The following is a 26,164-nucleotide window of genomic DNA, read 5'->3' as shown; positions in this document are numbered from 1 at the left end:
CATGATCGAAGCGCCAGCGTTACGACGTTTATTGGTAGTCGACCCCTGTGACGACTGTCATCGCCTGTTACCCGGATTGCGCGCGGTCGGCTGGGATGTCGACAGCTGTACCCTGGAAAATGCCGCCGATCGGCCATGCGACGTCGGCCTGCTCAGATTGCAACCTTTTCACCTCGAGCGCCCGGAAGCCGTCAAGGAACTGATCAGCCGCAGCGGCACCGAGTGGATCGCGGTGCTGAATCAGGAGGTCCTGCGGTTGCAGAACGTTGGCGACTTCGTCTGCGAATGGTTTTTCGATTTCCATACATTGCCGTTCGATGTCTCGCGGGTCCAGGTGACCCTTGGGCGCGCGTTCGGCATGGCGCGTTTGCGTGGACAAGGCACGATTCACGTCGATCAGCCGGAACACGAGTTGCTCGGCGACAGCAAGCCGATCCGCGAGCTGCGAAAACTGTTGAGCAAACTGGCGCCGACCGAGTCCCCGGTATTGATCCGCGGTGAAAGCGGTACCGGCAAAGAACTGGTCGCGCGCACGCTGCACCGCCAGTCCCAGCGCCACAGCAAGCCGTTTGTGGCGATCAATTGCGGGGCGATTCCCGAACACTTGATTCAGTCCGAACTGTTTGGCCACGAAAAAGGTGCCTTTACCGGTGCCCATCAGCGCAAGGTCGGGCGCATCGAAGCGGCCAACGGTGGCACGCTGTTTCTCGATGAAATCGGCGATTTGCCGTTGGAATTGCAGGCCAATCTGCTGCGTTTCCTGCAGGAGAAACACATTGAGCGTGTCGGTGGCAGCCAGCCGATTCCGGTGGATGTGCGCGTCCTCGCGGCCACCCACGTCGACCTGGAAGCCGCCATCGAGAAAAAACGCTTTCGCGAAGACCTGTATTACCGTCTCAATGTGCTGCAAGTGGTGACCGCGCCATTACGCGAGCGACACGGTGATCTGTCGATGCTGGCCAACCATTTCTCGCACTTCTACAGCCATGAGACTGGCCGCCGTCCACGCAGCTTCAGCGAGGATGCGTTGATCGCCATGGGCAAGCACGACTGGCCGGGTAATGTGCGCGAGCTGGCCAACCGCGTGCGACGGGGTCTGGTGCTGGCGGAGGGGCGGCAAATTGAAGCCCGGGATCTGGGGTTGATCAGTCAGCACTCAGTCTCCACGCCGATGGGCACGCTTGAAGACTACAAGACCCGGGCCGAACGCCAGGCCTTGTGCGATGTATTGAACCGGCACAGCGACAACCTCAGCGTCGCAGCGAAAGTGCTTGGGGTCTCCCGGCCAACGTTTTATCGCCTGCTGCACAAACATCAGATTCGCTAGAAACCAAAGATCAAAAGATCGCAGCCTGCGACGACTCCTACAGTTGTAATCCCTGTAGGAGCTGCCGCAGGCTGCGATCTTTCGCGTTAGAAGTAGTACGGGAATTTCAGGCTGAAGGAGAAGTCCGGGGCATCCGGGGTCATGCCGATCGACAGGTTGGGTACGATGGTCAGGTTATCCGTGGCGGCAATGGTCATACCGACGTTGAAGTAACCCGCGTTGGCGTCACTGGACACCACCGATTGCCAATCCCCGCCATCGGGTTTGAGTTTGCTGCGGCGTTGCACCAGATCAGACATCGAAAACGACATACTCATCTTTTCGTTGAGTGCAAACGCGATACCGGCGCCGATCTGGAAGCTGTCGCCAATGCTGACCTTGCCTGGCGTTTTCTGATTGACGGTGGCACTGATGTCGTCAAACGACTCCTCCAGGTTGTGGGTGTAGGACAGGCTGCCGAACAACACCGCCGGGTCGAACGTCTTGACCAGCGAAACCCCGGGAGTGATCGACCAGACGCCGTTACCGGTGGGCAAGGTATCAGGCACGAACAGGTTGGAGTTGGCATCGGTCTGGCGCAATTTGATCCCGAACGGATCCTTGCCCGTTGGCGCCTTGACTCGCAGGGTGACCACGGCGTCCGGGGTGTTGACCGACTCGTCGAGGAACTTGTAGGCGATACCGAAGTTGACGTCGCCGATGGTTGGATCACGCGAAACATCCTGTTCCGTCGTGACGTTCGATGCACCACCGTTGCCGCCGCCGGACTGGTAGGTCGACTCGCGGTAGACCACCGGTACGTTGACGTCGAACTGCCATCGGTTGTCGAAGTTGTAGCGGCCGGTCAGGTCCAGCGTCCAGGTGTCGGCCTTGATCCGGTCGAGGTTGATGTTGCCAAGAAAGATCGAGTCCAGTGCGAGGAAGCCGTTGAGGATCAGCTGCCGGGTGTCGTAACGCGAGTAGGTCACACCGGTTTCAAAACTGAATTTGCCGCCGCCGAAGAAGCCGCTGGCCTCGTCGTAGAGGTTGGACACACTCTGTGCCGGTTGCGAATCGTCGGCCAGCGACTGGCCATAAGAAGCCCCACTGCCCCCCGCTGCGCCCCCCGACGCTGCTGCCGCCCCAGTCCCGGGCGCGCCGGTGCTGGTGGCCACTCTTGGATTGCCTTTCATGTCAGACGGCGACTTGGCCAGCCGTTTGGGTTGCGGCGCTGCCGGTTGATCTTCAACCTGACGAACCCGTTGTTCGAGCACCGCCAGGGCCTTTTGTTGTACTTCGTATCGTTGCTTCAGCTCCAGAAGTTCCTGTTTCAGGGTCTCCACATCTGCGTCGGGTGCTGCTTGCAGCATCGCCGCAGGTAGAAGAGTGCTCAAACATACAGCGGCACGCAGTGATACTGATCGATACATGAATAAGCCGTCCCTTTAAGCCCAATGATCGAGACTCAGCGTAGTTCAATATCCGATATTGCGTAGTGCCCTGAGTTGAGTCAGGTTGCAGTCCAGTGCGCCGGGGCTGATGCCGTTATTGTTAAGTACAACATTGAGTTGGGTCATGTTGTTGACCACGTTGGCGCTGCCCAGCAGGCGGGTGTTCTGCAGCAGGCCGCCCTGGGCCACTTGTTGCAGGGCGGTGCCTTGATTGCCCGAGGCCTGAATGGCCATTTGCACGCCACTGTTGGTGGCCGAAACGGCGACGTTGCCAGCGGCATTGCTGGCACCGATGGTTTGCCCGGCAATCAGGGCCTGACCTTGTGCGGGGGCCAGTGGAGGAGGGGTGTTGGCCTCTTTTACGTTGATCGCCACATTGTTGTTGGCGGTGTTGCCGTCGCCGGCGGCGCGTACGCTCTGGGTCACGCCCTGGCTGCTATTGAGTGCCGCACCACCAATGACATTGCCAGTACCCGGCGTCGGGGTGCTGCCGTTGCCCTGTTCCTTGATGGTCGAGACATAAAATTCCGGTTTGATCGTGGCGGCCTGGATTTGCATCGACGTCGCAGCGCCGATCAGATCACCGCTGGCGTTGCGCCAGGTACTGCTCATGACAATGCCGAAGCTGATGATCCGCCCCGGCATGACGTAACGACCCCGAAGCTGTGACAGCTCCTGATCCTGGATTTCGATAGGTTTGAACCCTGCATTGGCGTAGCCTGACGCGCTCGCTGCCAGGCAGGCGGCGGCCAGCCAGTATGAGGTTTTCATCTGCTGCTCCCGGGACATCCAGCCCCATTCTTTATAATCGGCGATTAAAAGAAGTCGCTCTGTATGAACCCGAAGTCCATCAATTCAGCATCTTTGACAGGGTTGAAGTTATCCAGCTTGTTCTTGGCCGTCAGCGGAGTCGGTGGTGTGCGCAATGCATTGGTTTTGTCATAACCGGGGCCGACGATGGCGAAGACGATGCCGTTCCAACCTTTGACAAAGTCATCATGGGTGTAGCGTTTGTGGCCTAAGACGGGATCTCCGATGTAAACCCAATCCTTGTCCGAACGCTGCAGAACCACGAAATGCTTGTAGCCGCGAATTTCCAACAGTACCACCACCGGGATCGTGACTGCGTCGAGCTTCTCCGGTGGAATCTTGTAACCCCTGGCGCGCATGCCGATGCTTTCTACGTAGCGCTTCATGTCCAGCATGGAAAAACCCTGAGTGCGAACAAGGTCTTGGTCGGCGTTGACCAGCATGCCTTTGATGATGTGCTCCTCATCGACGTCGAGCCAATAGGCCTGGCGCAATACCGTGGCCAGTGCGGCGGCGCCGCAGCTGAAATCGGTTTTCTGTTCGACAATGTCGGCAAACTTGCGCTCACGGATGCTTTGCACGTTTTTGTAGACGAGTACGCCGCCGGGCAGGGCAGCGACGGGCATCTGGGCAGCCTGGGTCAGGCCGGACAGGCAAAGCAGGGCGATAAAGGCAGTCTTACGCATGATCGATACGCCTTTGCGGACTGAGGAAAAGCCCCGTTTCCGGGGCTTTCGTTTCGATCGCGATTACATGCAGGCTTTGCAACCTGCAGCGATGGACAGCGAGTTGCTTTGTTGGTTGCCAACACCGGCGGCGTTGTTGTAACCAGCGTTACCGGAGAAGTTGTTACCAACGTTCGAGATGTTCGCGTTGTTGGTCACAGGGTTTTTCCAGCCATCAGGGGTCAGCACTTGTTGAGTGGTGACGCCAGCCAGGCCGAAGACACCGACAGCTTCGAAGGTGGCTTTCTGATCTTTGCTGCCGCCGTTACCGCCATGGCCGCGATCGTTGTCGCCATAGCCGCCACCGCCGTGGCCTTTATCACCTTCGATGGTAGCTTTGCCAACGGCAGCGAATGCGCCGACGGCGGCCACGGTGCCGGTGAGGGTATCTTTTTTGTAGGTTTGAGTGCCGTTATTGGACACAGTCAGGCCAGTGGAGCTTTGGTTCGCAGCAGCAGCGGCGTTAGCTACACGACCACCCGATACAGCAATAGCCAGGTTGTTTTTCTGTTGGTTGAAGTTGCCGGCACTGTTGTTCACGCCAATGTTGCCGGAACCGCCGTTACCCACGTTGTTGAGGTTGGCGTTGTTGGTTGTCGAGTAGTTGGCAACCGCGTTGTTGTTGTTGACCTGAGTGGCGCTGGAGACAGATACCGCGCTGCCGAAGATAAAGCTTTCGTCGGCAGTCGCCAGTGCAGCAGCGTTGTCTTGCTGGTTGCCATCGCCGGCGGTGTTGTTCATGCCGACGTTGCCGTTGGTGCCATTGGCCGAGTTATTGACGTTGGCATCGTTTTTGGTGCCTTGGTTGCCCACCAGGTTGCCATCGCTGTTCTGCGTGTCGAGTACGGCAGCCCCGGCGCCGGCTCCGATTTGCAGAAGTTGTTCCAGGGTAGGGCCTTTGGGTTCATGGTTGCCATGGCCATTGCCGTGCCCGTTACCATGATCATTGCCGCCTGCCTGAGCCGCCATTGCCATTACTGCTGCAAGTGCGAAAACCAGTGGTTTGAGAGCCATTGTAGGTTTCATGGTGTTTCTCCATCGTGCTTATTAGTTGGTTAAGTGTTGGTACTTTCTAATTGCACTGCTTTTGTTGTTTGGGTCAGTCAGCGACCCGGATGCTCAGGGTGTTAGCCATACGGTTCCCCACCCCGGCACTCTGGTTCACCTGGATCACCCCTCGGCTGCCGGTGAAGGCCTGATCACTTGTCGTGACCTGGCGACTGCCGGGTGAGGTGCCAGTTGCTCCTGAGCTCGGTAAAAGCGCCACGTTCTGTTGCGACAGGGCGCTGTCGTCAACGCTTTGCGGGGCAGCACTGATGCTGACGCGCGTCACGTTGGCCATCTGGTTGTTCGCCCCGGCCCCCTGGTTCACGCCCAGGATTCCGTTGCCATTACTGAAAGAGGTGCCGCCAATGGTGGCGCTGGCGTTCATCGACGGGTTGGCCGGGGTATCCAGCTTTTGCCTGACGATGGTTGTGGCGCTGGCGTTGGTGCCGATGGCGATCGCTTTGGTATTGGTCTGTTGCATCTGGTCGCCAGCAGCCTGGTTGACGTTGTAGTTGCCGCGGTACTGGACGCCGGTGTCCTGAATGTTCGCGTTATTGACCGAGTCGGGGGCGGCCAGCGCCTGGACGCAGCCGAAAAGGGCAAGTAAAAGAAGGGAACGATTCATTTCATTGACCTCCGGCCATGCGGGTCAGCGGAGCAAGACCGGAACTCATCGCACGGTTGACGGTGTTGGAGATCGAACCGCCCGCGCCACCGCCGTGACCGCCGCCCATGCCGGGCAGGCCATTGGGATTGGTCAGGGTGTTCATGCCAGGCATGTTGGCGGTGGGCGTGGTGATATTGCCGCGAATCGAAGAACCACTGGCTACACTGGCAAATTCACCGTCATTGAGCTCGGTGCTGGTCATCGCCTGATTGATGCGAGCCGAAGGGTTGGCATTGACCGTGGTTGGGTAGGGGTCTTTGCCACCGCTGCGCCCGATAGGAATGGGCTGAACGTCGCGGTTGAGAACGATCACGCCATTGCCTTCGGCTTGAACGTTGAAACTGATGAATGTGCTGGCGGCTGATCCAATCAGCAGAAGGCAGGTCAGGCCTTTATTGATATTCCCCACGGCGGCAATTCCTTCTTCAGTGGGCTGGCTCTTGTCAGCGTTGGGAAGGAGACAGCGAAAGCTGTGCCGCTTTTGAGTTGTTGTTGATTTTCAACGGGTTGGCGCTGGGCCGCACAGGGTTGATACAAAAGCTGTTTCAACGCTGAAACAGTCGTGCAGACGCCCACCGGTTCCATGGCGGCGCAAAGCTCTGGGACAAGGGTTTGCCGGGGACTGTTTCACTGGCGAAACAGATGTCCTGACAAAATGATGAAGGCCGTTGAATTGGCCGCTTTGCGCTCAGGGAGGTGTTTCAGGAATGGACACTTTCGCCCTGAACGGAGCTACTCGATGGATCAATCAGCCAATAACCGGGCGACGGCTTCAAAAGCCTGAACGCGGCGTTGATCCCAATCGCCCTGGATGATCTGCACCGGCTGCTTGTGCTGTTCCAGCCAGTCATGGGTGGCCTGAAAGAACGCCATGCGTTCGCTGAGTTGTGGCTGGCAACGTTGGCCGTCATCCGTCCAGTCGATCAGCTCCGGGGACAGCAGCAGGTGCAGGTCGTAATGCCGTGCCAGCAGCTCGGGTTCCAGCCATGTCGGGCAGTCGCCAAACAGGGTCCGGCTCCACAGGATATTACTCAGTAAATGGGTGTCGAGAATCAGCAATCGCGGTTGCTGCGCCCGCGCGTGATCTTCCCATTGCAACTGTCCACGGGCGATGTCGGGAATGTCGTTCAGGCAGGTATCGCGAGGATTCTGCTCCATGAACCAGCGCACGTATTCGTCCACCCGCAGGCCGCCGAAGCGCTCCTGAAGGCCTGCGGCCAGCCAGCTCTTGCCGGTGGATTCCGGGCCGGTGAGGACAACCACCTTCATCGCTGCAACGCCGGATCGGCGCGCCATTCCCGCCAGCCTTGCACCGCAATCAGGGTGAACAGGGCATACAGCGCGGCGGTAAGGTACAAGCCCTTATATAGAAACAGACCGACGAAAATCACATCCAGCACGAACCACAGTGCCCAGCATTGCAGGCGTTTCTGTGCCATCCAGAGTTGTGCGACGAGGCTGAAAGCAGTCAGTGCGGCATCAAGCCACGGTTGTGCGGCGTCGGTCCAGTGCGCCATGGCCGCGCCCAGCAGCAGGCTACCGAATGCGCCCACACTCAGGCCGAGCAGAATAGCGCGCCGATCCAGACGTGTGACGTCGCGTCCGTCATGCATTGTCCCGGCGCGGGTCCATTGCCACCAGCCGTAGACTTGCAGCGCGGCGTAGATCACTTGCAACAACATGTCCGAGTACAGCTTCACGTCATAGAAAATCCAGCTGTACAGCAACACCATGACCAGGCCGATCGGCCAGCACCATGGATTCTGTTTGACCGTCAGCCACACGGCAATCACACCGAGGGCGGCGGCAAACAGTTCAAGCCCGGACATGGGGGTTCCTTGGGAGAATTGAGGAGGGAGCGGATTGTACCCAAAAACCTGTGGGAGCGAGCCTGCTCGCGAACGCGGTATGTCACCAATGCAGATGTTGACTGACATTACGCCTTCGCGAGCAGGCTCGCTCCCACAAGGGTGAGGGGTCAGACGCGGAACTGGCGCAGAAGCTGATTCAACTGCTCGCTCAGTTGCCCCAGCTTCACGCTCGCCGCACTTGACTGCTCCGCCGCCAGCGCAGTGCTGTGAGACAGGCCGGCCGCCTGCGTGACGTTCTGGTTGATGTCCTCGACCACATGCGCCTGTTGCAGCGTGGCGCTGGCAATCGACGCGTTCAGGCCGTTGAGGTTGCGCAGTGCCTGGCCGATGGCGTTGAGACTGGCGCCGGCAAGGCCAGCCTGTTCAATGGTCAGCTGCGAGGCTTTGCTGCTGTCACCGATGACTTTCACGGCCGCTTCGGAATGGTTCTGCAGGCGCTCGATCATGGTCTGGATTTCCGCCGTCGACTTTTGCGTGCGCTGCGCCAGCAGCCGCACTTCATCGGCCACCACCGCAAAGCCCCGGCCCTGTTCACCGGCACGGGCCGCTTCGATGGCCGCGTTGAGGGCCAGCAGGTTGGTCTGCTCGGCAATCGAGCGGATCACCTCCAGCACACTGCCGATCTGCGTGCTTTCGGCGGCGAGGGTGCGGATCACTTCGACCGCCTGGTCAATGGTGCCGGACAGTCTGTCGATCTGTTGCAGGCTGCCGTCGATGTTGATCTGGCCCTGCTGCGCCTGGGCTTCGGCATCGCGCATTTCAGCGGCAGCATGCTCGGCATTCTTCGCCACATCCTGCACGCCGTAGGTGACTTCGTTGATCGCGGTCGCCACCAGTTCCATCTGCTGCGATTGCTGCTGGCTGCGCTGCTGGGCCTGGGTCGCATCGTTGCCCAGTTCGCTGGACGACTGGCCCAGCGCGCTGGCCGAGATCTGCAGGTCACCGATGACCCGGCGCAACTTGGCGGTGAAGGCGTTGAAGTGATGCGCCAGTTGTGTGACTTCGTCTTGGCCATGGGTATCGAGGCTGCGCGTCAGGTCACTTTCGCCGCTGGCGATATTGGCCATGGCATTCACGGTTTCCTGCAACGGACGCGCGATGCTGCGGGCAATCAAAATCACCAGCAGGGCCATGATCAGTGCAATCGCCAGGCCGATTACCGAAGCCTTGATCACCTGGCCCTGGAACTCGCTCTGCACATCATCGACGTAAACGCCGGAACCAAGGATCCAGCCCCACGGTTCGAACAGTTTTACATAGGACGTTTTCGCGACCGGTTCGCTGGCGCCGGGCTTGGGCCAGCGGTAATCGACCATGCCCGCGCCTTTGCTTTTGGCGATCGCGACCATCTCGTTGAATACCGCAAAACCGTCCGGATCGCGGATCGCCGAGAGGTTCTGGCCTTCGAGTTTGGGGTTGGTCGGGTGCATGACCATCACGGGGGTGAGGTCGTTGATCCAGAAGTAGTCGCTCTGGTCGTAGCGCAGGCCGCGAATGGCGGTCAGTGCCTGCTTCTGTGCGGCGTCGCGGGTGAGGGTGCCGGCGGTTTCCAGGTCATGGTAGTAGCTCAGCAAGCCGCTCGCGGTCTGCACCACGTGCTGGGTTTTCTGCGCCTTGGCGTGGTAGAGGTCATCGTGGATCTGCTTGAGCATCAACACACCCAAGGTCAACAACATGACCACGGCCACAATCAAAATGAGCCACAAGCGTCGGCTGATCGACACACTGCGCAAGCTGTTCATAACGCTGCCACTCCGATTTCTTTTTCTTGTAATAAATCAACGCCAGCATCCAACCACGTTTGAGTGGTCGGGCATACGCGACCCAAGTCGTATAACGCCGCAGCACTATTAAGGCTTGTCTGTTAGGATTTCGGCCCCGCGCGCGAAAACCTGAATCCAAGTTGATATTTCACGGAATTTTGACCGTTTCGTGTGGATGCTGTGCGCGCGGAATCGGTACAGCAACAAACAGCTACGCTGATCGCAGTGAACGTAAAAATATTATCGGGGCATGCCGGCGTGCATCGCTCTTTGGGGGACTGATGGATCTTTGGATCGCTTTGCAGGCACTGATTCTTGGAGTTGTAGAGGGGCTGACGGAGTTTTTGCCCATTTCCAGTACCGGACACCAGATCATTGTTGCCGACTTGCTCGACTTCGGCGGCGAACGGGCCATGGCGTTCAACATCATTATTCAGCTCGGCGCGATCCTTGCGGTGGTCTGGGAGTTTCGTCGCAAGATTCTCGATGTGGTAATTGGCTTGCCGACCCAGCCGAGTGCGCGACGTTTTACTGCCAACCTGCTGATCGCATTCCTGCCGGCGGTGGTGTTGGGGGTGATTTTTGCCGACCTGATTCACCAGTACCTGTTCAACCCGATCACCGTCGCGACCGCATTGGTGGTGGGCGGCGTGATCATGTTGTGGGCAGAGCGCCGCCAGCATGAAGTGCACGCCGAAACCGTGGACGAAATCACCTGGAAAGACGCGCTGAAGGTCGGGTTCGCCCAGTGCCTGGCGATGATTCCCGGCACCTCGCGGTCCGGTTCGACGATTATCGGTGGTTTGCTGTTCGGCCTGTCGCGCAAGACCGCGACCGAGTTCTCGTTCTTCCTGGCGATGCCGACCATGGTCGGTGCGGCGGTGTACTCCGGTTACAAGTATCGCCACCTGTTCGTGCCGGCGGACTTTCCGGTGTTCGCCATCGGCTTCATCACGGCGTTTATCTTCGCCATGATTGCCGTGCGCGGTCTGCTCAAGTTCATCGCCAGCCACAGCTACGCGGCGTTCGCCTGGTACCGGATCGTTTTCGGTCTGGTGATTCTGGCGACCTGGCAGTTCGGCTGGGTGGACTGGTCGGCGGCCAAACCATGAGTGATTCCCGCGCACGCCGCCCGGATGGACGCCCGTCCGGTGGCGGCATTCAGCATTTGAAACTGAAACTCGCAGTGCTGCTGATCGTCTGCGCGTTGCCGCTGTTCGGCTCGCTGTCGATGTGGCTGCGCGGCATCTCGTTGGTGCCGTTGACTGCTTATGGAGTCGTCAGTGTGCTGGCGTTTTTCATGTACTGGGCAGACAAACGCAAGGCCCGCGCCGATGCCTGGCGCACGCCGGAGAACATCCTGCATGCGCTGGAACTGGCCGGCGGCTGGCCCGGGGCGCTGATTGCCCAGCAGGTGTTCCGGCACAAGACGCGCAAGGTGTCGTTTCAGATTCTGTTTTGGGTGATTGTGGCGCTGCATCAGGTGTTCTGGATCGACCAGTTGTTTCTGGGTTCGAACCTGCTGTCACTCTTCTGAATCACCACAAATCCCCCTGTAGGAGCTGCCGCAGGCTGCGATCTTTTGATCTTGCTTTTTCAAAGATCAAAGTCAAAAGATCGCAGCCTGCGGCAGCTCCTACAGGGATCGGGTTCAGAGCAGTAATCCGATTTGAGTTTTTTTGGGCAATTTGCCCACCACCAACTGATGCGAACGCGTCAGCAATCCTTGCAGTTCCTCGGCGCCCAGCGGGTAGGGCGGGTGCATGATGATCCACTGTGCCCGCGCCAGATACGGCGCCGGGTGAATACCCGGGCGGTCGCAATGGCCGAGAAACAGATCCTTGTCGACCTTGAATGCCAGTGAATCCCCGCGCAACCCCTGCAAGGCAAACATCTTGTTGCCGGCAATCGAGAACACCCGCACGCCGCCCCATTTGTAATCCTCCCGCGCGCCCGGCAAGGCCAGGCAGAAGGCGGCGACATCCGCTTCGTTCATCTTTCCCTTGCTCATAACAGCCGCTCCCCACACGCATTGAACGATTCGACCAGATGGTCGATCCACGCCCGCACCGCCGGCATCACCCCGCGTCGATGCGGATACACCGCCTGCAACCAGCCGCCGGGCAACGACCACTCGGGCAACAGTTGCACCAGCGCGCCGCTTTCAAGGTCGGCTTCGCAATACATCATCGGCAACAGGGTAAAGCCCTGGCCGGCGAGTACGCAGGCTTTGCGCACGATAAAGTCATCGATGCCCAGGCGCGCTTCCATATTCAGCTCGACGCTATTGCCTTGCTGATCAAGCAAACGCACGTGAACCATGCGGTCGGCTTCCAGCGCGCCAAGTACCGGCAGGTTTTTCAGATCCTGCGGGTGGGCAATGGTTTTGCCTTCGACAAAGGCCGGGCTGGCCACCACCACCATTTGCGCCTGACGCAGACGGCGGGTGACCAGCAATGGATCTTCATCGCCCAGTTCACGTACGCGCAGCGCCACGTCGAAGCCTTCGGCGACCAGATCCACGCGGCGGTTGAGCAGCACCACCTCCAGTTGCACCTGGGGGAATTTGCCCAGAAATTCGCTGATTACCCATGGCAACATTTCTCGCGCCAGCCCGGTGGGGCACGATACCCGCAAGCGCCCGCGCGGTTCACTGGACATGCTGGCAACGGCTTCGTCGGCCATCTCCGCTTCCAGCAACATCGCCTGACAGTGGCGCAGATAGCGTTCGCCGACAGCGGTCAGATTCAACTGGCGCGTGGTGCGCTGCAGCAGGCGTGCGCCCAGGCGTTCTTCGAGCTCGGCAATGCGCCGCGACAACCGCGACTTGGGAATGCCCAGTAAGCGGCCGGCTGCCGCAAAGCCACCGGCCTCGACCACCTTGGCGAAATAGTACAGATCGTTGAGATCCTGCATGAAAAATCCACCGTTCTATCAGTGGGACGAACTATCGCATTGTCGGCGGCTAATCAGCTATTGGTTTCTTCCGTAGGATTGTCTCCATTCCGTCGCCGCCGGCGATTCTTTCCAGGAGATTCCACATGAAACTGCTGCACATCGATTCGAGCATTCTGGGCGACAACTCCGCTTCCCGTCAGCTGAGCAGCCAGGTCGTCAAAGCCTGGCAAGCCGCAGAACCTGCGGCCGTGGTGACCTACCGCGATCTGGCCGCCGACGCCATCAGCCACTTCTCGTCGACCACTCTGGTGGCTGCCGGTACCACCGCTGAACTGCGCGACGCCGCGCAACAGCACGAAGCCGAATTGAGCGCTTCGACCCTGGCCGAATTCATCGCTGCCGACGCCATCGTCATCGCCGCGCCGATGTACAACTTCACCGTGCCGACCCAGCTCAAGGCCTGGATCGACCGCGTCGCCGTTGCCGGCCAGACGTTCCGTTACACCGAAGCGGGTCCGGAAGGCCTGTGCGGTGGCAAGAAAGTGGTGATCGTCTCCACCGCCGGTGGCATCCATGCCGGCCAGGCGAGCGGCATCGCCCACGAAGAATATCTGAAGCTGGTACTCGGTTTCCTCGGCATCACCGACATTGAAATCGTCCGTGCCGAAGGTCTGGCCTACGGTGATGAAGTGCGCAACAACGCGATGAGCGCCGCTCAGGCGAAGATCAGCGAGCAACTGTTCGCCGCCGCGTAAGCATTGCGTAAAGACCAGCTGCCGTTCAGGTAGCGCCTCAAAAAACTCTGTATTCTGGTTCTGCAAGGGCCAGGTGCGGAGTTTTTTGTTTCAGACTGTTGCATAATCTGGCCCGGGTTATGCAGTCAAACGATCAACGTCTGAGTGCAACGCCACGCCGGATCACCGAACCTCAGGGTTACGGGCGTGTCGGAACACAAAGGATCTTTCGATTGAGTAACACAGGGTGGGCCATCCGATGATGCGTCTTTGTGCAACGTTACTGATTTGCCTGCTTGGCAGCCTCGGTTCAGTGCATGCCGCGCCCGGGCGACACCCTGTCTGGAGTGTCGGTTACCACGAGATGACGTTCCTCGATCCGCTGGATCTGCAACCGATGCGCGCCATCGCCTTCTATCCCTCCAGCGACCGTGAGCACAGCAGTCTGCTTGAGGGCTACACCGTCGAGGCGGGCGCCGACACCAAGGTTGCCATCGGTCGTTTCCCGATGCTGATGCTGTCCCACGGCAACACGGGCACGCCGCTGGCGCTGCATGACCTCGCCACCTCGCTGGCACGCAAGGGCTTTGTGGTGGTCGCGGTGATTCATCCCGGCGACAACTCCAAAGACCACAGTCGCCTCGGTACCCTGAGCAATCTGTATGGGCGGCCAATCCAGATTTCCGAAGCGATCACCGCCACCCTTGGCGACCCGATGCTCTCGCCGTTCGTCAACGCCGATCAGGTCGGGGTGATCGGCTATTCGGCCGGTGGCGAAACCGCGTTGATTCTCTCTGGCGCGCAGCCGGATCTGGATCGCCTGCGCCGGTACTGTCAGGAGCGCCCGGACGACCGTGACGCCTGCAACACTCAGGGCGAACTGATCGTCGATCGTGATGACTTGCAACCGGTGGCCGATCCGCGCGTGCATGCGCTGTTGCTGATGGCGCCGCTGAGCCTCAAATTTGGCCGTCATACCCTTGCGGACGTGCATGTGCCGGTGCTGCTGTACAGCGGCGATGGCGACAAACTGGTGGCGTTCGACAAAAACGCCGCGGCGCTGGCGCGCAAACTGCCGACCGCGCCGGACTTCAAATTGCTGGCCGGGGCAGGGCATTTTGTGTTCATGGCGCCGTGCAACGAAGAGCAGATCCGCGCCATGCCGGCGCTGTGCACCGACGCTGACGGCGTGGATCGCGAAGACATCCACCGCAACCTGATTTCCGAAGCCGGACAGTTTTTCTCGCGCACGCTGGGCAGGCCGAGCCGGGCGGGGATGCAGACCGCGGATCAATGAAGATCAAAGATCAAAGATCAAAGATCAAAAGATCGCAGCTTTCGGCAGCTCCTGCCGTGGATTTTTGTAGGCGCTGCCGAAGGCTCGGGCCGCGATCGGACGATCTTTTGATTTCGTTTTTCAGCTCATCGCCCGGCGCTTGAGCAACAAGGTCAACCCCAGCCCGAGCACCGACAACAGCGCCGCACTGAAGAAAATCCACGCATACCCCAGGTTCAGCGCCACCGCGCCCATCAACGGCCCGGCAATCGCCAGTGCCAGATCAAAGAACACTGCATAAGCCCCCAGCCCCGAGCCACGGCTGGAACTGGGCACCTGCTTGATCGCCTCGACCCCCAGCGCCGGATACACCAGCGATAAGCCAAACCCGGCCAGCCCCGCGCCGATCAAAGCGAACGTGGTCGACGGTGCCAGCCACAGCAGCACCAGGCCGAGGGTTTCGATGCTCATGCAGGCAATGGCCGAGTTAAACCCGCCAAAACGGCTGATCGCCGAAATGAACAGCAGCCGTGACAGGATGAAGCACACGCCGAATACCGTCAGGCAATACGCGGCGCCGCTCCAGCCACGGTTGAGGTAATAAAGGGTGATGAAGGTGGTCAGCGTGCCGTAACCGATCGACGCCAGACTCAAACTGGCCCCATACGGTGCGATGCGCCCGAATACTGCCCAAAAAGACAGCCGTTCGCCGCGCACCACCGGTACCGAGGGTTTATTACGGATGATCACCAGAGCGGCCGCCGCCAGTACCGACAGGGCAATGCCCAGGCTGGTAAAGCCGTAGTCGGCAACCATTACCACGCCCAGCGGCGCGCCAATCGCAATCGCGCCGTAGGAGGCAATGCCGTTCCAGCCGATCGACCTTGCCGTGTGCTCCACGCCGACCTGGCCCATGCACCAGCTGATGGTGCCGACGCCGATCAAACCCTGTGCAACGCCAAGCAGCAGCCGACCGATGATCAGGATAATCAGGCTCGGCACCGGGAAATCCTGTAGCAGCGTCGAAATCAGCGTCAGCAGCCCGCTGAGCACAATCCCCGACAAGCCATACACAATCGCCCGTTTGGTGCCCAGCGTGTCCGACATGCGCCCGGCCATCGGTCGACTGAGCAACGTGGCCAGATATTGCGAGCCGATGACCAGTCCGGCAACGATCGCGCTGAACCCCAGTTGCTCGTGAACATAGCCGGGTAACACTGCAATCGGCAGACCGATGCACAGGAAGGCGACAAAGGTATAGAAAACGATGGAGACGATCTGCAGGGTGATCGCCAGTGAGCTTTGCAAAGGCTGTTGCTGCGCAGACATGTGGACTCGTTCGCGGGCGGCGGTGGGAGAATCGGCATCATGGCTGGGTGCTGAAATAAAAGGAAGCAGGCTAACTAATTTACTTGGAGTCGGTGGTGTTTTTGAGGGCCTCTTCGCGAGCAGGCTCGCTCCCACATTTGGAACGCGATTCCCGTTGGAGCGAGCCTGCTCGCGAAGGGCTTCGCAGCACAAAATCACGATCCCTTGAAATGCAAAAAGCCCTGTCACACCGACAGGGCTTTCGCTTGAAGCTTGGAGCAAGAAGCTCGCAGCTATCTTTAGAACACCACACCCTGACTACGCAGGTAGTCATCGTAAGTGCCGCTGAAGTCAGTCACGCCGTTCGGGCTCAGCTCGATGATGCGCGTGGCCAGAGACGATACGAACTCACGGTCGTGGCTGACGAAGATCAGCGTACCCGGGTAGTTTTCCAGCGCCAGGTTCAGCGCCTCGATCGATTCCATGTCCAGGTGGTTGGTCGGTTCGTCCATCACCAGTACGTTCGGCTTTTGCAGGATCAGCTTGCCGAACAGCATGCGACCTTGCTCACCGCCGGAGATGACCTTGACCGACTTGAGGATCTCGTCGTTGGAGAACAGCATGCGACCCAGGGTGCCACGAATCACTTGCTCGCCCTGCGTCCATTGACCCATCCAGTCGAACAGGCTGACATCGTCTTCGAAATCGTGGGCGTGATCCTGAGCGTAGTAGCCCAGCTCCGCGCTCTCGGTCCATTTCACAGAACCGGCGTCGGGCGTCAGCTCGCCCATCAGGGTGCGCAACAGCGTGGTCTTGCCGATGCCGTTCGGGCCGATGATCGCCACGCGCTCGCCGGCTTCCACGGTAAAGCTGAAGTTCTTGAACAGGGTCTTGCCGTCGAAGCCCTTGGACATCTGCTCGATCGTCACGGCCTGGCGGTGCAGCTTTTTGGTCTGTTCGAAACGGATGAACGGGCTGACACGGCTCGATGGCTTGACCTCGGCCAGCTGGATCTTGTCGATCTGCTTGGCGCGGGAAGTGGCCTGTTTGGCTTTCGAGGCGTTGGCCGAGAAGCGGCTGACGAACGTCTGCAGTTCGGCAATCTGGGCTTTCTTCTTGGCGTTGTCCGACAGCAGTTGCTCGCGGGACTGGGTCGCGGCCGTCATGTACTCGTCATAGTTGCCCGGGAACAGACGCAGTTCGCCGTAGTCCAGGTCAGCCATGTGGGTGCACACGCTGTTGAGGAAGTGACGGTCGTGGGAAATGATGATCATGGTGCTGTTACGCACGGTGAGAATCGATTCCAGCCAGCGAATGGTGTTGATGTCCAGGTGGTTGGTCGGTTCGTCGAGCAACAGCACTTCCGGATCGGAGAACAGTGCCTGAGCCAGCAAGACCCGCAGCTTCCAGCCTGGCGCCACTTCAGACATCGGGCCGAAATGCTGTTCCAGTGGAATACCCAGACCCAGCAGCAGTTCACCGGCACGGGACTCGGCGGTGTAGCCGTCCATCTCGGCGAACTCGGTTTCCAGCTCGGCCACGGCCATGCCGTCTTCTTCGCTCATTTCCGGCAGCGAGTAGATACGATCGCGCTCGGCCTTGACCTTCCACAACTCTTCGTGACCCATGATCACGGTGTCGATCACGGTGAATTCTTCGTAGGCAAACTGATCCTGACGCAATTTACCCAGGCGTACGTTCGGCTCGAGCATGACCTGACCGCCGGACGGCTCGAGATCGCCACCGAGGATTTTCATGAAGGTCGACTTGCCGCAACCGTTGGCGCCGATCAGACCGTAGCGGTTGCCGCCGTTGAATTTGACCGAAACGTTTTCGAAGAGCGGCTTGGCGCCGAACTGCATCGTGATGTTAGCTGTGGAGATCAATTACCTTACCTATCAATGGGTTAGAGCTGGTCTTTTTTACCTGATACCGATTTGATACCAATCTGGAGCTTTTCCAGCTCCCCCCAGTCTGAGCTTGAGTTGAGCCAACGCGCATACGTCGTCAGCAACATTTGGACGCTGTGGCCAAGCTGCTGAGCGATGAATGCGGGGTTCATGTTGGACATTAAGCATATTGTCGCATAAGTATGACGGCAGTTGTACGGCGGCCGATGAGGCAGAGCTAAAGCCTTCAGTGCTGGCCTCCATTGTTTGTGCAGGTCCGACGTTTGCTTGATGTACTCGCTGTTCTTCGAGGGCGGGAACACGTAGGGCGTGGTTTTGATCTTGCCGATGCCGTTTGCACGACGCTCTGCGTACTGACGGGCGAACTTGAGCGCGTGCAGCGCTCGTTCATTCAGCAGAACAAAGCGGTCCTTGTTGGTCTTGGTTCGCTCCTCGACGAGGCCAAGCGCTACAGTGCGGCAGACATGTACCTGGCGTTTCACCAGGTCGACAGCATCCCAGCGCAACGCCGCGACTTCCGACAGTCGAAGGCCAGTGAAGAATGCGAACTCAAAGAATGCGGCATAGATTCCGCTGGGCCAGTGGGTTGTTTGGTACAGGTGGGCGATGATGCGGTTCGCTTCATCCAAGGAGAACGGGCTGATCTCCTTTCGCGAGCGTTTGGGGCGGTCTATCGTCGCGGCGGGGTTCCTCTTGATCAACTCTTCAGCTACTGCCGCTTCCAGAATCGTCGATAGTTTGACCAGGGCGTTACGCCGAACTCCTGGCGATGTCCACTCCGTGGCCGCAATGATGCGGCGAAGGAGTGCGGTGGTGATTTGGTCTATTCGGATCAGTGCCAGCGGCGGAATCCAGTACAGATTCAGTGCACCTTTGTAGTTGTTGCGCGTGCCGGTTGTGATGACTCGACCATCAAGCCAAAGCTGGGCGTACTCGTGAAAGGTTGGAATGCTGTTCAGCATAACGGCCGATTCGGGGAACAGCTCGGCGTACTTGGTATCATCCAGGAGGCCGAGCTTGATCAGACTCTTTACTTGATCGCGTAGTTGGGATGCAGCTTTAATGCCTTTTTGCGTCGCGGGGTAGGGGAGCGTTTCACATCTGCGGACCCCGTTCCAAGTAAAACGAATCCTGAGGGATTTGCGGAAGAGTTCCACTCCACTGGGCAAATCCATTGTGCTTCTTGCCATTCCTCATACCTTCTTTTGCTATACAAAATTCGATGTCCCTGCTTGTTCCAGACCCCTTCCGGAATCTGTTTTCTCGCGCGGCGCGTCGCAAGAGCCCTAGACGAAATGCCTAAAAAATGGGCCATAACTTCCTCAGAGACCTTATCTACGTCAGGGTGAGGTATGGATTCCAAACTGCTATTCGTCATCTCTTTAACCCTCCCGTCTTTGTGAGTAAGGCGCTTCTTCCTACGAACCCGGGGTGGGACGTTCCGTCCCTTGCGATTGAGGCAGAAGTAACCATCACGCAGCCTCCACAGTAAATTGGTTGGCGGTACCGAGTGTTTGTCCCACTGAGTTGCCCTGAATTCCTGGTTGCAGTTGCGCCGCCATTGCGAGCGCTTGCTCGCGCAGACATCGGGCATCACGTTCGAGCTTCTTGCCGGTACGAAAGGCGCTGAAGGTTTCGGTGGCGATCCGCAGCAGCTCGCCGATATCGACCAGCGTCTGGTGCTCGGCCGGGCCGAAGAGTGGACCTGCTTCAAGTCGTTTACAGGCGTGTGTCAGACGCGTGTGATCAGCCCGAATAAACTGCAGGGAGGCCTGAAGCTCGCGGATGGTTTTGGCACTTGCGGCGCGTTGGATGTCTTCACCTTCGCGCAGGCCAGTCTTCAGACCATCACTGCGGCCTATGATGTAACCGCCCCATAGCAGCAGAGCGGCGAGAACTATCAGGATGATGAGTGCACTGATTTGTGTTGGGGTCATCATGTGGTGTGCTCCTGGGATTGTCGTTGGCAGGTGGTGGCAGCCGTCAGTGGTGTGGGGGCAGCATCAAGCTCGTCGTCCTGCTGTCGCTGCATGTCTTCATCAGCCTTGTAGGCGCAGATGTCGATCAACGAGGCCATGTGCCGAATGTGAACGTATTTGAGTGCCTTGCGACTGGCGTCGATCGTGGTGATCGGAAGCTGAATCCTGCCGTTGTAGATCTCAGTCACGAACAACTGTGAGTTCAGGTTACGAAAATAAGCCTCCCGCACTTTTTCCAGAGGGATCAGCACATTTCCGAAGGTGCGATAGAGCATTTCGACGGTGCTGGATTCAGGTGCTGGATGCAGGCGAAGCGGATTTTGTGCAGCGTTACTCATGGCCTTGTCGAGCCTCCTTGCGTTGTTGTCGTGCCGGGTGGTTCCAGGCATTCAGGCAGTGGCGTTTAGTCAGCTCGCGCAGATGTTCGGGCACTTCGAGGAGCGCGGCATTGCGCTCCTCGCGGGTGCGCATGGCAACGATCTGGCGGGCGTACTCCCTAGGCCACGTCACGGCGGTCTGCCGGGATGGCGGGTAGATCGATGTCCAACTGCTCGGCCAACCAGCGGATGCCGGCTTGCATGACGCGAGTCGACTGGCTGTACTGCATTCCGCATTTTTCGTCATACCAGGGGCTGTCCTTGACCCGCAGGTAGGCTTTGTCGCGCTTCGGGTCCGCCGGGAGGTTTCCCTTGAGTAAACCTTTCTCCCGCATGAGAGCGATCAGTTTGGGGCGAGTGAGGCCGAGTTGTGTGGCTGCTTGGGCGAGGGTGCGTTCCATATCGTCCTCCTCATGCCGCGTGCGCAGCAGGAGTGGCCGCTGCAGCAAGGTGGTTGATGGACTCAATGAGCCTTGCGTAGATCTCGGCATCGGGGTCATACAAGGTGAAGCAGCGCGTATGCGGGCTTTTGTTGCCGATGCTCAAGATGGCGGTGACTCCGCGGCGTGTATGAGTGCGATGCAGCGCCACATGCAGGGGAAGTTCAAAACCCATGTCGAGGCTCAGCACGCCGCCGGTGTGTACCAGTTCGAACACGCGCTGCTTGTCCTGGACATCAAAGCGGCCGTATTGACGATCGGCATGCGGGAGATGCACCAGGTCGCTGGAGTTGCTCGCGTCGAACGGACCGTTGGCAATCTCTTCAATAAAGTCGGCCAGCTTTAGGTGCATCTTCTTGTCATTCTGCAGGGTCAGCGTGTGGCGTTCACTGCCCAGCTCGACGACAAAAGTGCTTTCCACTGTTCCGCGCTCAGCCTTGAGACGGAATGACAGGCATTCACGCTTTGGTGCTGTGCGCAGGACGTGGTTGAAGGTCTCGGTCAGGTTGACCTGGGCGTTGAGCAACTGCAGGGTGCGGTTGTCGAGCTTGTATTTGATCATGCCGCGTGCCCTCCACCGTTTGGATCGCTAGGAGAGGGCTGGCAGGACTTGGCAACAAGCTTGGGTTTGCTGTTATGAATGACGACCAGACAGCCCGTGGCGAGCTGCAGCTGTTCGATTAGTTTGCGATTGCTGACGCATGCCGGATGGACATGCAACGTTGCGGTGGTGCGCATAGGTATTGCCTCGCTCTGTGGTAAAGAGTGAGGCAAATATCAACCAACGGTTAAACTAAGTCAACAACTGATAGGTGAAAATTCAGTTTCGTGTGTTCATTCAGGAGTGAACGCCCCCACGATTTTTCCGCAAATCTGCATGTCGTCAGTCATCTCAATGATGGGGTATTGCGGGTTGATAGGTTTCAGATAGTGCTTTCCTGCATCCTTCACAAGAACCTTGAATGTGGCTTCATTGCTACTCGGCAGCGAAGCAATCACGCGATCGCCATTGTTCACTACAAGATCGGGATCGACAAAGATGATGCAACCCTCAGGATAACTGCGACCCGGGCCGGTATTCGTCATTGAGTCCCCCACAACGCGAAGCGCGTACCCCGATCTACTGATATTTACTGGGCAGGGCACCCATTGTTCGGCATGTAGCAGTTCGACGGTGGGTGCTATCTCGCACCATGCGCCGGCTTGAACCCAAGAAATCAACGGTACTTTGTTCATGCTTGAAGTCAGAGCGATAACGTTCTCGTCATGCACTGCTTGCTGATTGCCTGTTTCATGAGGAAAAACCGGCATGACTCCATGCTCAAGCCATTCTCTCCGCACACCCAGCCACGCGGATAGTGCAGTCAAACTATCGATTTCAGGAATAGCTGCTCCGTTGAGCCATTTGCTAACGGCCTGGGGTGTCTTTACGACTCCCTTGGAACTGAGCTGTTTGATGATGTCAGCCCCTCGGCCACGCTGGCGAATGCCATTGGCGTCGAGTGCGGAATTTAGCCGCTCGGCAAACATAAGTCTTTCGGATTCTTTATCAATCATAGGTTGATAGTCACATAATGATTGCTAATCTGTCAGTTGAACATTATTATCAACCGTCAGTTGAAAGGAGGCATTCATGTTAGACCCACAGAGTTTCCCTAACGCCATTGCCTTCGCCTTTGAGGCTGTTGGCGGTATTGGAGCAGCGGCACGCGCGTGTGGACGCAGTTATCAAGCACTCAATAAGTGGAGGCTAGCAGCTTCCTTACCACGCACCGATTACACCGGTGAGACGGAGTACGCAAGGCTGCTTGCTGCGGCCGCACGAGAAAAAGGCAATCCATTCGACGCTGATTGGTTGCTTGGAAAATCGGCTCCGCAGAAAGCGGCATAGAAAAAAGGCGACCCTAGGGTCGCCCAGTTCCTCCCGATAGCATCACCACAATGCGGTCGGGTCGCGATGTCGGAAGGCGAGCACACCACATGCCGCCGACTTTCATCGCGTTTCCAAGGCTCGGAAGCCTTGGTGTTGCTGCCGTTCTTACCACAGAGCTGGCAGCTGTTGCGCCAGGGGGGAACAACGGATTGTTCGTCCCGGCACGGTGCCGGTGTTGGTCTTACGAACCTAGCCGGCTTTGGGCCTCTCCAGACCACGCGGCAAATGTATCACCAACTTCTGTCGCGCGGCACTGGCAACTTTTAGGATTAATGCCATGAGCCGTATCGCTCTCAGTTCTCTGGAACGGGCGCAGCGGGAAATCCTGCCGCTCGACTTAGCGCTGTACCACGCTGCCCGCGATTACCCGGGCGGGGCTGCTGCCATCGCTGCCACGACCGGTCGTAACCCGACCACGCTGCAGCACAAACTGTCGCCGACCCACCCGAGTCACTCCATCAACATTCAGGAGTTCGGCGAGATCCTCGAACTGACCAAGGACCGCCGCATTCTCGATGCGGTGCATGCATTGGTCGGTGACACGATCTGGCAGGAGCTGGCCGACACTTACACCAACGACATGCCTGAAACCCTGACCACGGGTATCGCCGAATACTTCCGCCAGGTCGCTGATCTGGCCGAGACCTGGGCCAAGAGCATCGGCGACGGTGTGGTGACTGATCAGGAACTGGCGGCGATTCGCCTGCAGGTGTTCCGGGGCATTCAAGGGCTGCTCGGGTTGTTCAACCGCGCCACCTACGTCAACCAGACGACAAGAGGTGCTGACCGTGGCTGACATCGCCGATTTCGCCAACGATCTGGTGCAGGAACGCATCGATCAGGCCATGGCCGCGCGGAGCGCTGCCAAAGCCGAAAGCGCTGCCCATTCCTTGCTGTTCTGTGAAGCGTGTGACGACCCGATCCCGGAAGCGCGCCGCCTGGCTCAACCGGGTTGCTCGCAGTGCATCAGCTGCCAATCCCTCTCTGAGCGGGGGATTCAGCATGCTCGATGAGGTATTGGGCCAATTCGCCGATTACGGTCTGGAGCCAGCGCAACCGCTGGTGTTCGGCAAGCTGACCCGCTGTAAGACATCGCAGGACAAGGGCAAGGAAAAGAACGGCTGGTACGTGGTCCACGAGCAGCGCACGGAGAAGGGCGACACCCTGATCTTCGGCGCCTTCGGTGACTGGCGTTCGGGCGAGACACAGAAGATCAAAGTCAAGGCCGGTCGCATGTCCTCCGAGGAGCGCGAAGTGATGCGCGCTCGCCAGGAAGAAGCCAAGCGCCGCGCCGCCGAAATCGCGAATAACGCTGCGCGACGGGCCGCGAAAAGGGCGCAGGGTTTGTTCGAGCGCATGCCGACCACCGGGCGTAGCGATTACCTGGACCGCAAGCAGATCGTTGGTATCAATGTCCGTTACGCGCCGCGCACTGGTGCGGTACTGGTGCCGATGAAGAACGCTCGCGATCAGATCATGGGCCTGCAGGTGATCTTCCCGAACAAGCAAGAAGACACCGGTCGCGACAAATCCTACTGGCCTTACGGCATGGCGAAGGAGGGCACATTCCACCTGCTCGGTCCGCACCCGGTACCGGGCGAACCGGTGCTGGTCTGCGAGGGTTACGCCACCGGCGCCAGCCTGCACATGGCGACGTCGCTCGCTGTGGCCGTGGCCTTCGATGCGGGTAACTTGCTGGCCGTGTGCAAGGTCATGCGCGAACGCTTTGCCGGCTGCCCGCTGATCATCTGCCGCGATGACGATTGGAAAACCACTAAGCCTAATGGCGATGCTTGGAACCCTGGCGAGGAGAAGGCGAGCAATGCTGCGTTGATCGTCGGTGCCCAGGTGGTCGCGCCGATCTTCTCGGTCGAGCGTCACGACAAGTGGACCGACTTCAACGACCTGCACGTCGCCGAAGGCCTCGACGCGGTTCGCCGCCAAGTGCTCGCTGTGGTCCGTCCACCTGCCGCCGGTGGCTGGAAAGATCAACTGGCTCGCAGCGAGAGCGGCGCCCTGATCGCGCACATGCAGAACGTCGAATTGATCCTCGCTCACGATGAACGCTGGGCTGGGGTAATCAGCTACTGCGCCTTCAGCTCGAAGATCGTCAAGCTGCGTGCTGCGCCTTATGGCGGCGGTACCGGCGAATGGGCCGACATCGATGACGTGCGCGTGATGAAGTGGCTCGCGCAGCAGTACAACCTGCGTGTGAAGTCCTCGCACGTGATTGAGGCGGTCAGTGTCGTGGCTCACGACCACGCGTTTCACCCGGTGTGCGAGTACTTGAAGAAACTCGAATGGGATCGCGTGCCGCGCCTGGAGCGCTGGTTGACCGATGTCATGGGGGTGAAGGCAACCGATTACACGTCCAAGGTCGGCAAGCGCTGGATGATCTCGGCTGTGGCACGGGTGATGAAGCCCGGCTGCAAGGCGGACTCAGTGATGATCCTCGAAGGCGTGCAGGGCGCCGGTAAGTCGACCGCCATGAGCGTGCTCGGCGGTGAGTGGTTCATGGACACGCCGTTTGCCCTTGGCGACAAGGACGGCTTTCAGGCGATTCGTGGCAAGTGGATCGTCGAGCTGGGCGAGCTGGATAGCTTCAACAAGGCCGAAAGTACCAAGGCCAAGCAGTTCTTCTCGGCCTCGACCGACACCTACCGCGAGAGCTATGGCCGCAGAACCCTGGACGTGCCACGCCAGTGTGTCTTCGTCGGTACCACCAACCAGGACGAGTACCTCAAGGACGCCACCGGCAACCGTCGTTATTGGCCGGTGGCCTGTACCAAGGTCGACGTGGCGTTGCTGCGCGAGATCCGCGACCAGTTGTGGGCCGAAGCGATGTTCTGCTTTGAGGCCGGTGATCTCTGGTGGGTGACGCGAGAGGAGGCGCCAATGTTCAGCGAGGAGCAGGACGAACGCTTTGTGGTGGACGAATGGGAGACGCCCATCTTGACCTGGCTCGAAGAGTCGCAGATCGGCGAGACCACCACTGGCAGTGAAGTGATGAGTCAGGCGCTCAAGCTCGATCCCGGTCATTGGGGCAAACCGGAGCAGATGCGCGTGGGTGCGATTCTGCATCGACTGGGGTGGCGACGGTTCCGTTTGGGCGCTCTGAGCAAGAGCGGCCAGCGGCCTTGGGCTTACAAGAAACCGGAGGGTTGGGGCAGGGCGCCTGCGCTGGAGCAACCTGCGTTTGAGGAGCCGTGCTTCGATGATTAAGGCAATCGATATGGCCCTCAAGCAATGGGCGCAGGAGCTGCATAGCGACGAGGTCGCCGCCGGTTATTCGGGCGGCAACATGGTCGCCATGATGATGGAGAGCGGCGGTCAGCTGGTGCGCGGCAGGCGCGGGAGCAGGGTGCCGCTGGAGGCTTCTCTGGACATCGAGCGCATCGTCAAGAAACGCCTCGATCCCGAGCTGATGACGGTGGTGCGGGTGCATTACTTCCAGCCTGATGCGCCCTTGACTGCGCGTCTGGCTCAGAGTGGCTGCACACGCAACCTCTACTACCAGCGCCTGCATGACGCCCACATCGTGGTCGAGCACTTCCTCCTGGGGGAAGCGGCTTGATCGTGGGCATTACTCTGGCTTGCGCCGTCCCACCGGCCTGCCTCCGTCCCACCGCTTTTTGCAGTGGTGAGACGGGCGCAGGCCGCGTCGTTGTT

General features: G+C 59.0%; 30 protein-coding genes. 10 read left to right on the top strand and 20 right to left on the bottom strand.

Annotated features, from left to right (window positions below):
* The first annotated feature begins 1 nt into the window (after nucleotide 1).
* Nucleotides 2–1,327 carry a sigma-54 dependent transcriptional regulator gene (locus AC193Q_RS07250; protein ID WP_121185728.1) on the top strand — a complete coding sequence of 442 codons (1,326 nt, stop codon included), beginning with the start codon at nucleotides 2–4 and terminating at the stop codon, nucleotides 1,325–1,327.
* 86 nt (nucleotides 1,328–1,413) lie between these two features.
* Here AC193Q_RS07250 and AC193Q_RS07245 read toward each other — a convergent pair whose 3' ends face one another.
* The 9 genes from AC193Q_RS07245 to AC193Q_RS07205 all read right to left on the bottom strand — a co-directional run bounded on the left by AC193Q_RS07245 (nucleotide 1,414) and on the right by AC193Q_RS07205 (nucleotide 9,619).
* Entirely contained in the window at nucleotides 1,414–2,736 is a 1,323-nt protein-coding gene (locus tag AC193Q_RS07245) for a hypothetical protein (protein ID WP_041064443.1), read from the bottom strand.
* A gap of 45 nt (nucleotides 2,737–2,781) precedes the next feature.
* Entirely contained in the window at nucleotides 2,782–3,528 is a 747-nt protein-coding gene (locus AC193Q_RS07240; protein WP_483879358.1) for a hypothetical protein, read from the bottom strand.
* A 44-nt stretch (nucleotides 3,529–3,572) separates the two neighbouring features.
* Nucleotides 3,573–4,253, bottom strand: a complete 681-nt coding sequence (locus AC193Q_RS07235) for a C39 family peptidase (RefSeq protein WP_095669074.1) — start codon at nucleotides 4,251–4,253, stop codon at nucleotides 3,573–3,575.
* Between the two features lie 63 nt (nucleotides 4,254–4,316).
* Complete coding sequence (locus AC193Q_RS07230; RefSeq protein ID WP_007964628.1) at nucleotides 4,317–5,318, bottom strand: hypothetical protein; 1,002 nt, start codon at nucleotides 5,316–5,318, stop codon at nucleotides 4,317–4,319.
* Nucleotides 5,319–5,391: 73 nt separating this feature from the next.
* Complete coding sequence (locus tag AC193Q_RS07225) at nucleotides 5,392–5,964, bottom strand: adhesin (protein WP_095669075.1); 573 nt, start codon at nucleotides 5,962–5,964, stop codon at nucleotides 5,392–5,394.
* Nucleotide 5,965: 1 nt separating this feature from the next.
* Nucleotides 5,966–6,415, bottom strand: a complete 450-nt coding sequence (locus tag AC193Q_RS07220; RefSeq protein ID WP_047294729.1) for a hypothetical protein — start codon at nucleotides 6,413–6,415, stop codon at nucleotides 5,966–5,968.
* 335 nt (nucleotides 6,416–6,750) lie between these two features.
* Nucleotides 6,751–7,275 carry an AAA family ATPase gene (locus AC193Q_RS07215; protein WP_121185722.1) on the bottom strand — a complete coding sequence of 175 codons (525 nt, stop codon included), beginning with the start codon at nucleotides 7,273–7,275 and terminating at the stop codon, nucleotides 6,751–6,753.
* Complete coding sequence (gene pnuC / locus AC193Q_RS07210) at nucleotides 7,272–7,835, bottom strand: nicotinamide riboside transporter PnuC (RefSeq protein ID WP_095669076.1); 564 nt, start codon at nucleotides 7,833–7,835, stop codon at nucleotides 7,272–7,274. Before pnuC ends, AC193Q_RS07215 begins: the two co-directional genes overlap by 4 nt.
* 149 nt (nucleotides 7,836–7,984) lie before the next feature.
* Nucleotides 7,985–9,619 (bottom strand): methyl-accepting chemotaxis protein, encoded by a 1,635-nt coding sequence (locus AC193Q_RS07205; protein ID WP_121185719.1) that lies wholly within the window; start codon nucleotides 9,617–9,619, stop codon nucleotides 7,985–7,987.
* Between the two features lie 302 nt (nucleotides 9,620–9,921).
* On the opposite strand from AC193Q_RS07205, the gene AC193Q_RS07200 reads away from it, so the two are divergent.
* Entirely contained in the window at nucleotides 9,922–10,752 is an 831-nt protein-coding gene (locus AC193Q_RS07200; protein ID WP_047294722.1) for an undecaprenyl-diphosphate phosphatase, read from the top strand.
* Nucleotides 10,749–11,177 carry a DUF1294 domain-containing protein gene (locus AC193Q_RS07195; RefSeq protein ID WP_041064418.1) on the top strand — a complete coding sequence of 143 codons (429 nt, stop codon included), beginning with the start codon at nucleotides 10,749–10,751 and terminating at the stop codon, nucleotides 11,175–11,177. Before AC193Q_RS07200 ends, AC193Q_RS07195 begins: the two co-directional genes overlap by 4 nt.
* Nucleotides 11,178–11,291: 114 nt before the next feature.
* Here AC193Q_RS07195 and AC193Q_RS07190 read toward each other — a convergent pair whose 3' ends face one another.
* Nucleotides 11,292–11,651: an MmcQ/YjbR family DNA-binding protein gene (locus AC193Q_RS07190; protein ID WP_041064415.1), complete on the bottom strand. Its 360-nt coding sequence runs from the start codon at nucleotides 11,649–11,651 to the stop codon at nucleotides 11,292–11,294.
* Nucleotides 11,648–12,556 carry a LysR substrate-binding domain-containing protein gene (locus AC193Q_RS07185; RefSeq protein WP_047294719.1) on the bottom strand — a complete coding sequence of 303 codons (909 nt, stop codon included), beginning with the start codon at nucleotides 12,554–12,556 and terminating at the stop codon, nucleotides 11,648–11,650. Before AC193Q_RS07185 ends, AC193Q_RS07190 begins: the two co-directional genes overlap by 4 nt.
* Nucleotides 12,557–12,681: 125 nt before the next feature.
* Here AC193Q_RS07185 and AC193Q_RS07180 point away from each other — a divergent pair, with 125 nt between their 5' ends.
* Together AC193Q_RS07180 and AC193Q_RS07175 are read left to right on the top strand one after the other, a co-directional pair.
* A complete protein-coding gene (locus AC193Q_RS07180; RefSeq protein WP_121185717.1) occupies nucleotides 12,682–13,293 on the top strand; it encodes an FMN-dependent NADH-azoreductase in 612 nt (203 codons plus the stop codon).
* Nucleotides 13,294–13,531: 238 nt separating this feature from the next.
* A complete protein-coding gene (locus AC193Q_RS07175; protein ID WP_041064406.1) occupies nucleotides 13,532–14,569 on the top strand; it encodes an alpha/beta hydrolase family protein in 1,038 nt (345 codons plus the stop codon).
* A 120-nt stretch (nucleotides 14,570–14,689) separates the two neighbouring features.
* Here the strand turns inward: AC193Q_RS07175 and AC193Q_RS07170 are convergent, their stop codons facing one another.
* From AC193Q_RS07170 to AC193Q_RS07130, 9 genes are all read right to left on the bottom strand, one after another.
* The gene (locus AC193Q_RS07170) at nucleotides 14,690–15,877 is read right to left on the bottom strand and encodes an MFS transporter (protein ID WP_047294715.1); all 1,188 of its coding nucleotides are present in this window, start codon (nucleotides 15,875–15,877) and stop codon (nucleotides 14,690–14,692) included.
* A 278-nt stretch (nucleotides 15,878–16,155) separates the two neighbouring features.
* On the bottom strand, nucleotides 16,156–17,742 hold the full coding sequence (locus AC193Q_RS07165; RefSeq protein WP_041064399.1) for an ABC-F family ATPase: 1,587 nt from the start codon (nucleotides 17,740–17,742) through the stop codon (nucleotides 16,156–16,158).
* A gap of 20 nt (nucleotides 17,743–17,762) precedes the next feature.
* Entirely contained in the window at nucleotides 17,763–18,956 is a 1,194-nt protein-coding gene (locus tag AC193Q_RS07160; RefSeq protein ID WP_483879357.1) for a tyrosine-type recombinase/integrase, read from the bottom strand.
* Nucleotides 18,957–19,238: 282 nt separating this feature from the next.
* On the bottom strand, nucleotides 19,239–19,706 hold the full coding sequence (locus AC193Q_RS07155; protein ID WP_483879356.1) for a hypothetical protein: 468 nt from the start codon (nucleotides 19,704–19,706) through the stop codon (nucleotides 19,239–19,241).
* A complete protein-coding gene (locus tag AC193Q_RS07150; protein ID WP_483879355.1) occupies nucleotides 19,703–20,083 on the bottom strand; it encodes a pyocin activator PrtN family protein in 381 nt (126 codons plus the stop codon). Before AC193Q_RS07150 ends, AC193Q_RS07155 begins: the two co-directional genes overlap by 4 nt.
* A complete protein-coding gene (locus AC193Q_RS07145; RefSeq protein ID WP_483879354.1) occupies nucleotides 20,076–20,255 on the bottom strand; it encodes a hypothetical protein in 180 nt (59 codons plus the stop codon). The genes AC193Q_RS07150 and AC193Q_RS07145 overlap by 8 nt, the downstream gene beginning before the upstream one ends.
* Nucleotides 20,242–20,523: a phage antirepressor KilAC domain-containing protein gene (locus tag AC193Q_RS07140; protein WP_008080166.1), complete on the bottom strand. Its 282-nt coding sequence runs from the start codon at nucleotides 20,521–20,523 to the stop codon at nucleotides 20,242–20,244. Before AC193Q_RS07140 ends, AC193Q_RS07145 begins: the two co-directional genes overlap by 14 nt.
* Before the next feature lie 10 nt (nucleotides 20,524–20,533).
* Nucleotides 20,534–21,124, bottom strand: coding sequence for a hypothetical protein (locus AC193Q_RS07135; protein ID WP_483879353.1), 591 nt, complete (start codon nucleotides 21,122–21,124; stop codon nucleotides 20,534–20,536).
* A 272-nt stretch (nucleotides 21,125–21,396) separates the two neighbouring features.
* Complete coding sequence (locus tag AC193Q_RS07130; RefSeq protein ID WP_145598525.1) at nucleotides 21,397–22,119, bottom strand: LexA family protein; 723 nt, start codon at nucleotides 22,117–22,119, stop codon at nucleotides 21,397–21,399.
* Between the two features lie 76 nt (nucleotides 22,120–22,195).
* On the opposite strand from AC193Q_RS07130, the gene AC193Q_RS07125 reads away from it, so the two are divergent.
* The 5 genes from AC193Q_RS07125 to AC193Q_RS07105 all read left to right on the top strand — a co-directional run bounded on the left by AC193Q_RS07125 (nucleotide 22,196) and on the right by AC193Q_RS07105 (nucleotide 26,069).
* On the top strand, nucleotides 22,196–22,453 hold the full coding sequence (locus AC193Q_RS07125; RefSeq protein WP_483879352.1) for a hypothetical protein: 258 nt from the start codon (nucleotides 22,196–22,198) through the stop codon (nucleotides 22,451–22,453).
* A gap of 319 nt (nucleotides 22,454–22,772) precedes the next feature.
* Nucleotides 22,773–23,291 (top strand): phage regulatory CII family protein, encoded by a 519-nt coding sequence (locus AC193Q_RS07120; RefSeq protein ID WP_009049401.1) that lies wholly within the window; start codon nucleotides 22,773–22,775, stop codon nucleotides 23,289–23,291.
* Nucleotides 23,284–23,508: a TraR/DksA family transcriptional regulator gene (locus AC193Q_RS07115; RefSeq protein WP_008080171.1), complete on the top strand. Its 225-nt coding sequence runs from the start codon at nucleotides 23,284–23,286 to the stop codon at nucleotides 23,506–23,508. Before AC193Q_RS07120 ends, AC193Q_RS07115 begins: the two co-directional genes overlap by 8 nt.
* Complete coding sequence (locus AC193Q_RS07110) at nucleotides 23,498–25,717, top strand: VapE domain-containing protein (RefSeq protein ID WP_483879351.1); 2,220 nt, start codon at nucleotides 23,498–23,500, stop codon at nucleotides 25,715–25,717. Before AC193Q_RS07115 ends, AC193Q_RS07110 begins: the two co-directional genes overlap by 11 nt.
* Nucleotides 25,710–26,069 (top strand): PA0613 family protein, encoded by a 360-nt coding sequence (locus AC193Q_RS07105; RefSeq protein WP_401278914.1) that lies wholly within the window; start codon nucleotides 25,710–25,712, stop codon nucleotides 26,067–26,069. The genes AC193Q_RS07110 and AC193Q_RS07105 overlap by 8 nt, the downstream gene beginning before the upstream one ends.
* Nucleotides 26,070–26,164: the final 95 nt, after the last annotated feature.

It is taken from the genome of Pseudomonas sp. F2, from assembly GCF_057174385.1.
The sequence above is the reverse complement of the archived record's forward strand: the minus strand, read 5'-3'. Positions and strand labels throughout refer to the sequence as shown.

Excerpts from the sequence above, each read along its gene's own strand:
- AC193Q_RS07110 (WP_483879351.1), top strand. The coding sequence starts at position 23,498 with ATGCTCGATGAGGTATTGGGCCAATTCGCCGATTACGGTCTGGAGCCA.
- AC193Q_RS07195 (WP_041064418.1), top strand. The coding sequence starts at position 10,749 with ATGAGTGATTCCCGCGCACGCCGCCCGGATGGACGCCCGTCCGGTGGC.
- AC193Q_RS07235 (WP_095669074.1), bottom strand. The coding sequence starts at position 4,253 with ATGCGTAAGACTGCCTTTATCGCCCTGCTTTGCCTGTCCGGCCTGACC.
- AC193Q_RS07150 (WP_483879355.1), bottom strand. The coding sequence starts at position 20,083 with ATGAGTAACGCTGCACAAAATCCGCTTCGCCTGCATCCAGCACCTGAA.
- AC193Q_RS07105 (WP_401278914.1), top strand. The coding sequence starts at position 25,710 with ATGATTAAGGCAATCGATATGGCCCTCAAGCAATGGGCGCAGGAGCTG.
- AC193Q_RS07200 (WP_047294722.1), top strand. The coding sequence starts at position 9,922 with ATGGATCTTTGGATCGCTTTGCAGGCACTGATTCTTGGAGTTGTAGAG.
- AC193Q_RS07245 (WP_041064443.1), bottom strand. The coding sequence starts at position 2,736 with ATGTATCGATCAGTATCACTGCGTGCCGCTGTATGTTTGAGCACTCTT.
- AC193Q_RS07160 (WP_483879357.1), bottom strand. The coding sequence starts at position 18,956 with ATGGCAAGAAGCACAATGGATTTGCCCAGTGGAGTGGAACTCTTCCGC.
- AC193Q_RS07135 (WP_483879353.1), bottom strand. The coding sequence starts at position 21,124 with ATGATCAAATACAAGCTCGACAACCGCACCCTGCAGTTGCTCAACGCC.
- AC193Q_RS07185 (WP_047294719.1), bottom strand. The coding sequence starts at position 12,556 with ATGCAGGATCTCAACGATCTGTACTATTTCGCCAAGGTGGTCGAGGCC.
- AC193Q_RS07230 (WP_007964628.1), bottom strand. The coding sequence starts at position 5,318 with ATGAAACCTACAATGGCTCTCAAACCACTGGTTTTCGCACTTGCAGCA.
- AC193Q_RS07215 (WP_121185722.1), bottom strand. The coding sequence starts at position 7,275 with ATGAAGGTGGTTGTCCTCACCGGCCCGGAATCCACCGGCAAGAGCTGG.
- AC193Q_RS07205 (WP_121185719.1), bottom strand. The coding sequence starts at position 9,619 with ATGAACAGCTTGCGCAGTGTGTCGATCAGCCGACGCTTGTGGCTCATT.
- AC193Q_RS07225 (WP_095669075.1), bottom strand. The coding sequence starts at position 5,964 with ATGAATCGTTCCCTTCTTTTACTTGCCCTTTTCGGCTGCGTCCAGGCG.
- AC193Q_RS07130 (WP_145598525.1), bottom strand. The coding sequence starts at position 22,119 with ATGATTGATAAAGAATCCGAAAGACTTATGTTTGCCGAGCGGCTAAAT.
- AC193Q_RS07125 (WP_483879352.1), top strand. The coding sequence starts at position 22,196 with ATGTTAGACCCACAGAGTTTCCCTAACGCCATTGCCTTCGCCTTTGAG.
- AC193Q_RS07180 (WP_121185717.1), top strand. The coding sequence starts at position 12,682 with ATGAAACTGCTGCACATCGATTCGAGCATTCTGGGCGACAACTCCGCT.
- AC193Q_RS07140 (WP_008080166.1), bottom strand. The coding sequence starts at position 20,523 with ATGGAACGCACCCTCGCCCAAGCAGCCACACAACTCGGCCTCACTCGC.
- AC193Q_RS07170 (WP_047294715.1), bottom strand. The coding sequence starts at position 15,877 with ATGTCTGCGCAGCAACAGCCTTTGCAAAGCTCACTGGCGATCACCCTG.
- AC193Q_RS07190 (WP_041064415.1), bottom strand. The coding sequence starts at position 11,651 with ATGAGCAAGGGAAAGATGAACGAAGCGGATGTCGCCGCCTTCTGCCTG.
- AC193Q_RS07155 (WP_483879356.1), bottom strand. The coding sequence starts at position 19,706 with ATGATGACCCCAACACAAATCAGTGCACTCATCATCCTGATAGTTCTC.
- AC193Q_RS07250 (WP_121185728.1), top strand. The coding sequence starts at position 2 with ATGATCGAAGCGCCAGCGTTACGACGTTTATTGGTAGTCGACCCCTGT.
- AC193Q_RS07240 (WP_483879358.1), bottom strand. The coding sequence starts at position 3,528 with ATGAAAACCTCATACTGGCTGGCCGCCGCCTGCCTGGCAGCGAGCGCG.
- AC193Q_RS07175 (WP_041064406.1), top strand. The coding sequence starts at position 13,532 with ATGATGCGTCTTTGTGCAACGTTACTGATTTGCCTGCTTGGCAGCCTC.
- pnuC (WP_095669076.1), bottom strand. The coding sequence starts at position 7,835 with ATGTCCGGGCTTGAACTGTTTGCCGCCGCCCTCGGTGTGATTGCCGTG.
- AC193Q_RS07120 (WP_009049401.1), top strand. The coding sequence starts at position 22,773 with ATGAGCCGTATCGCTCTCAGTTCTCTGGAACGGGCGCAGCGGGAAATC.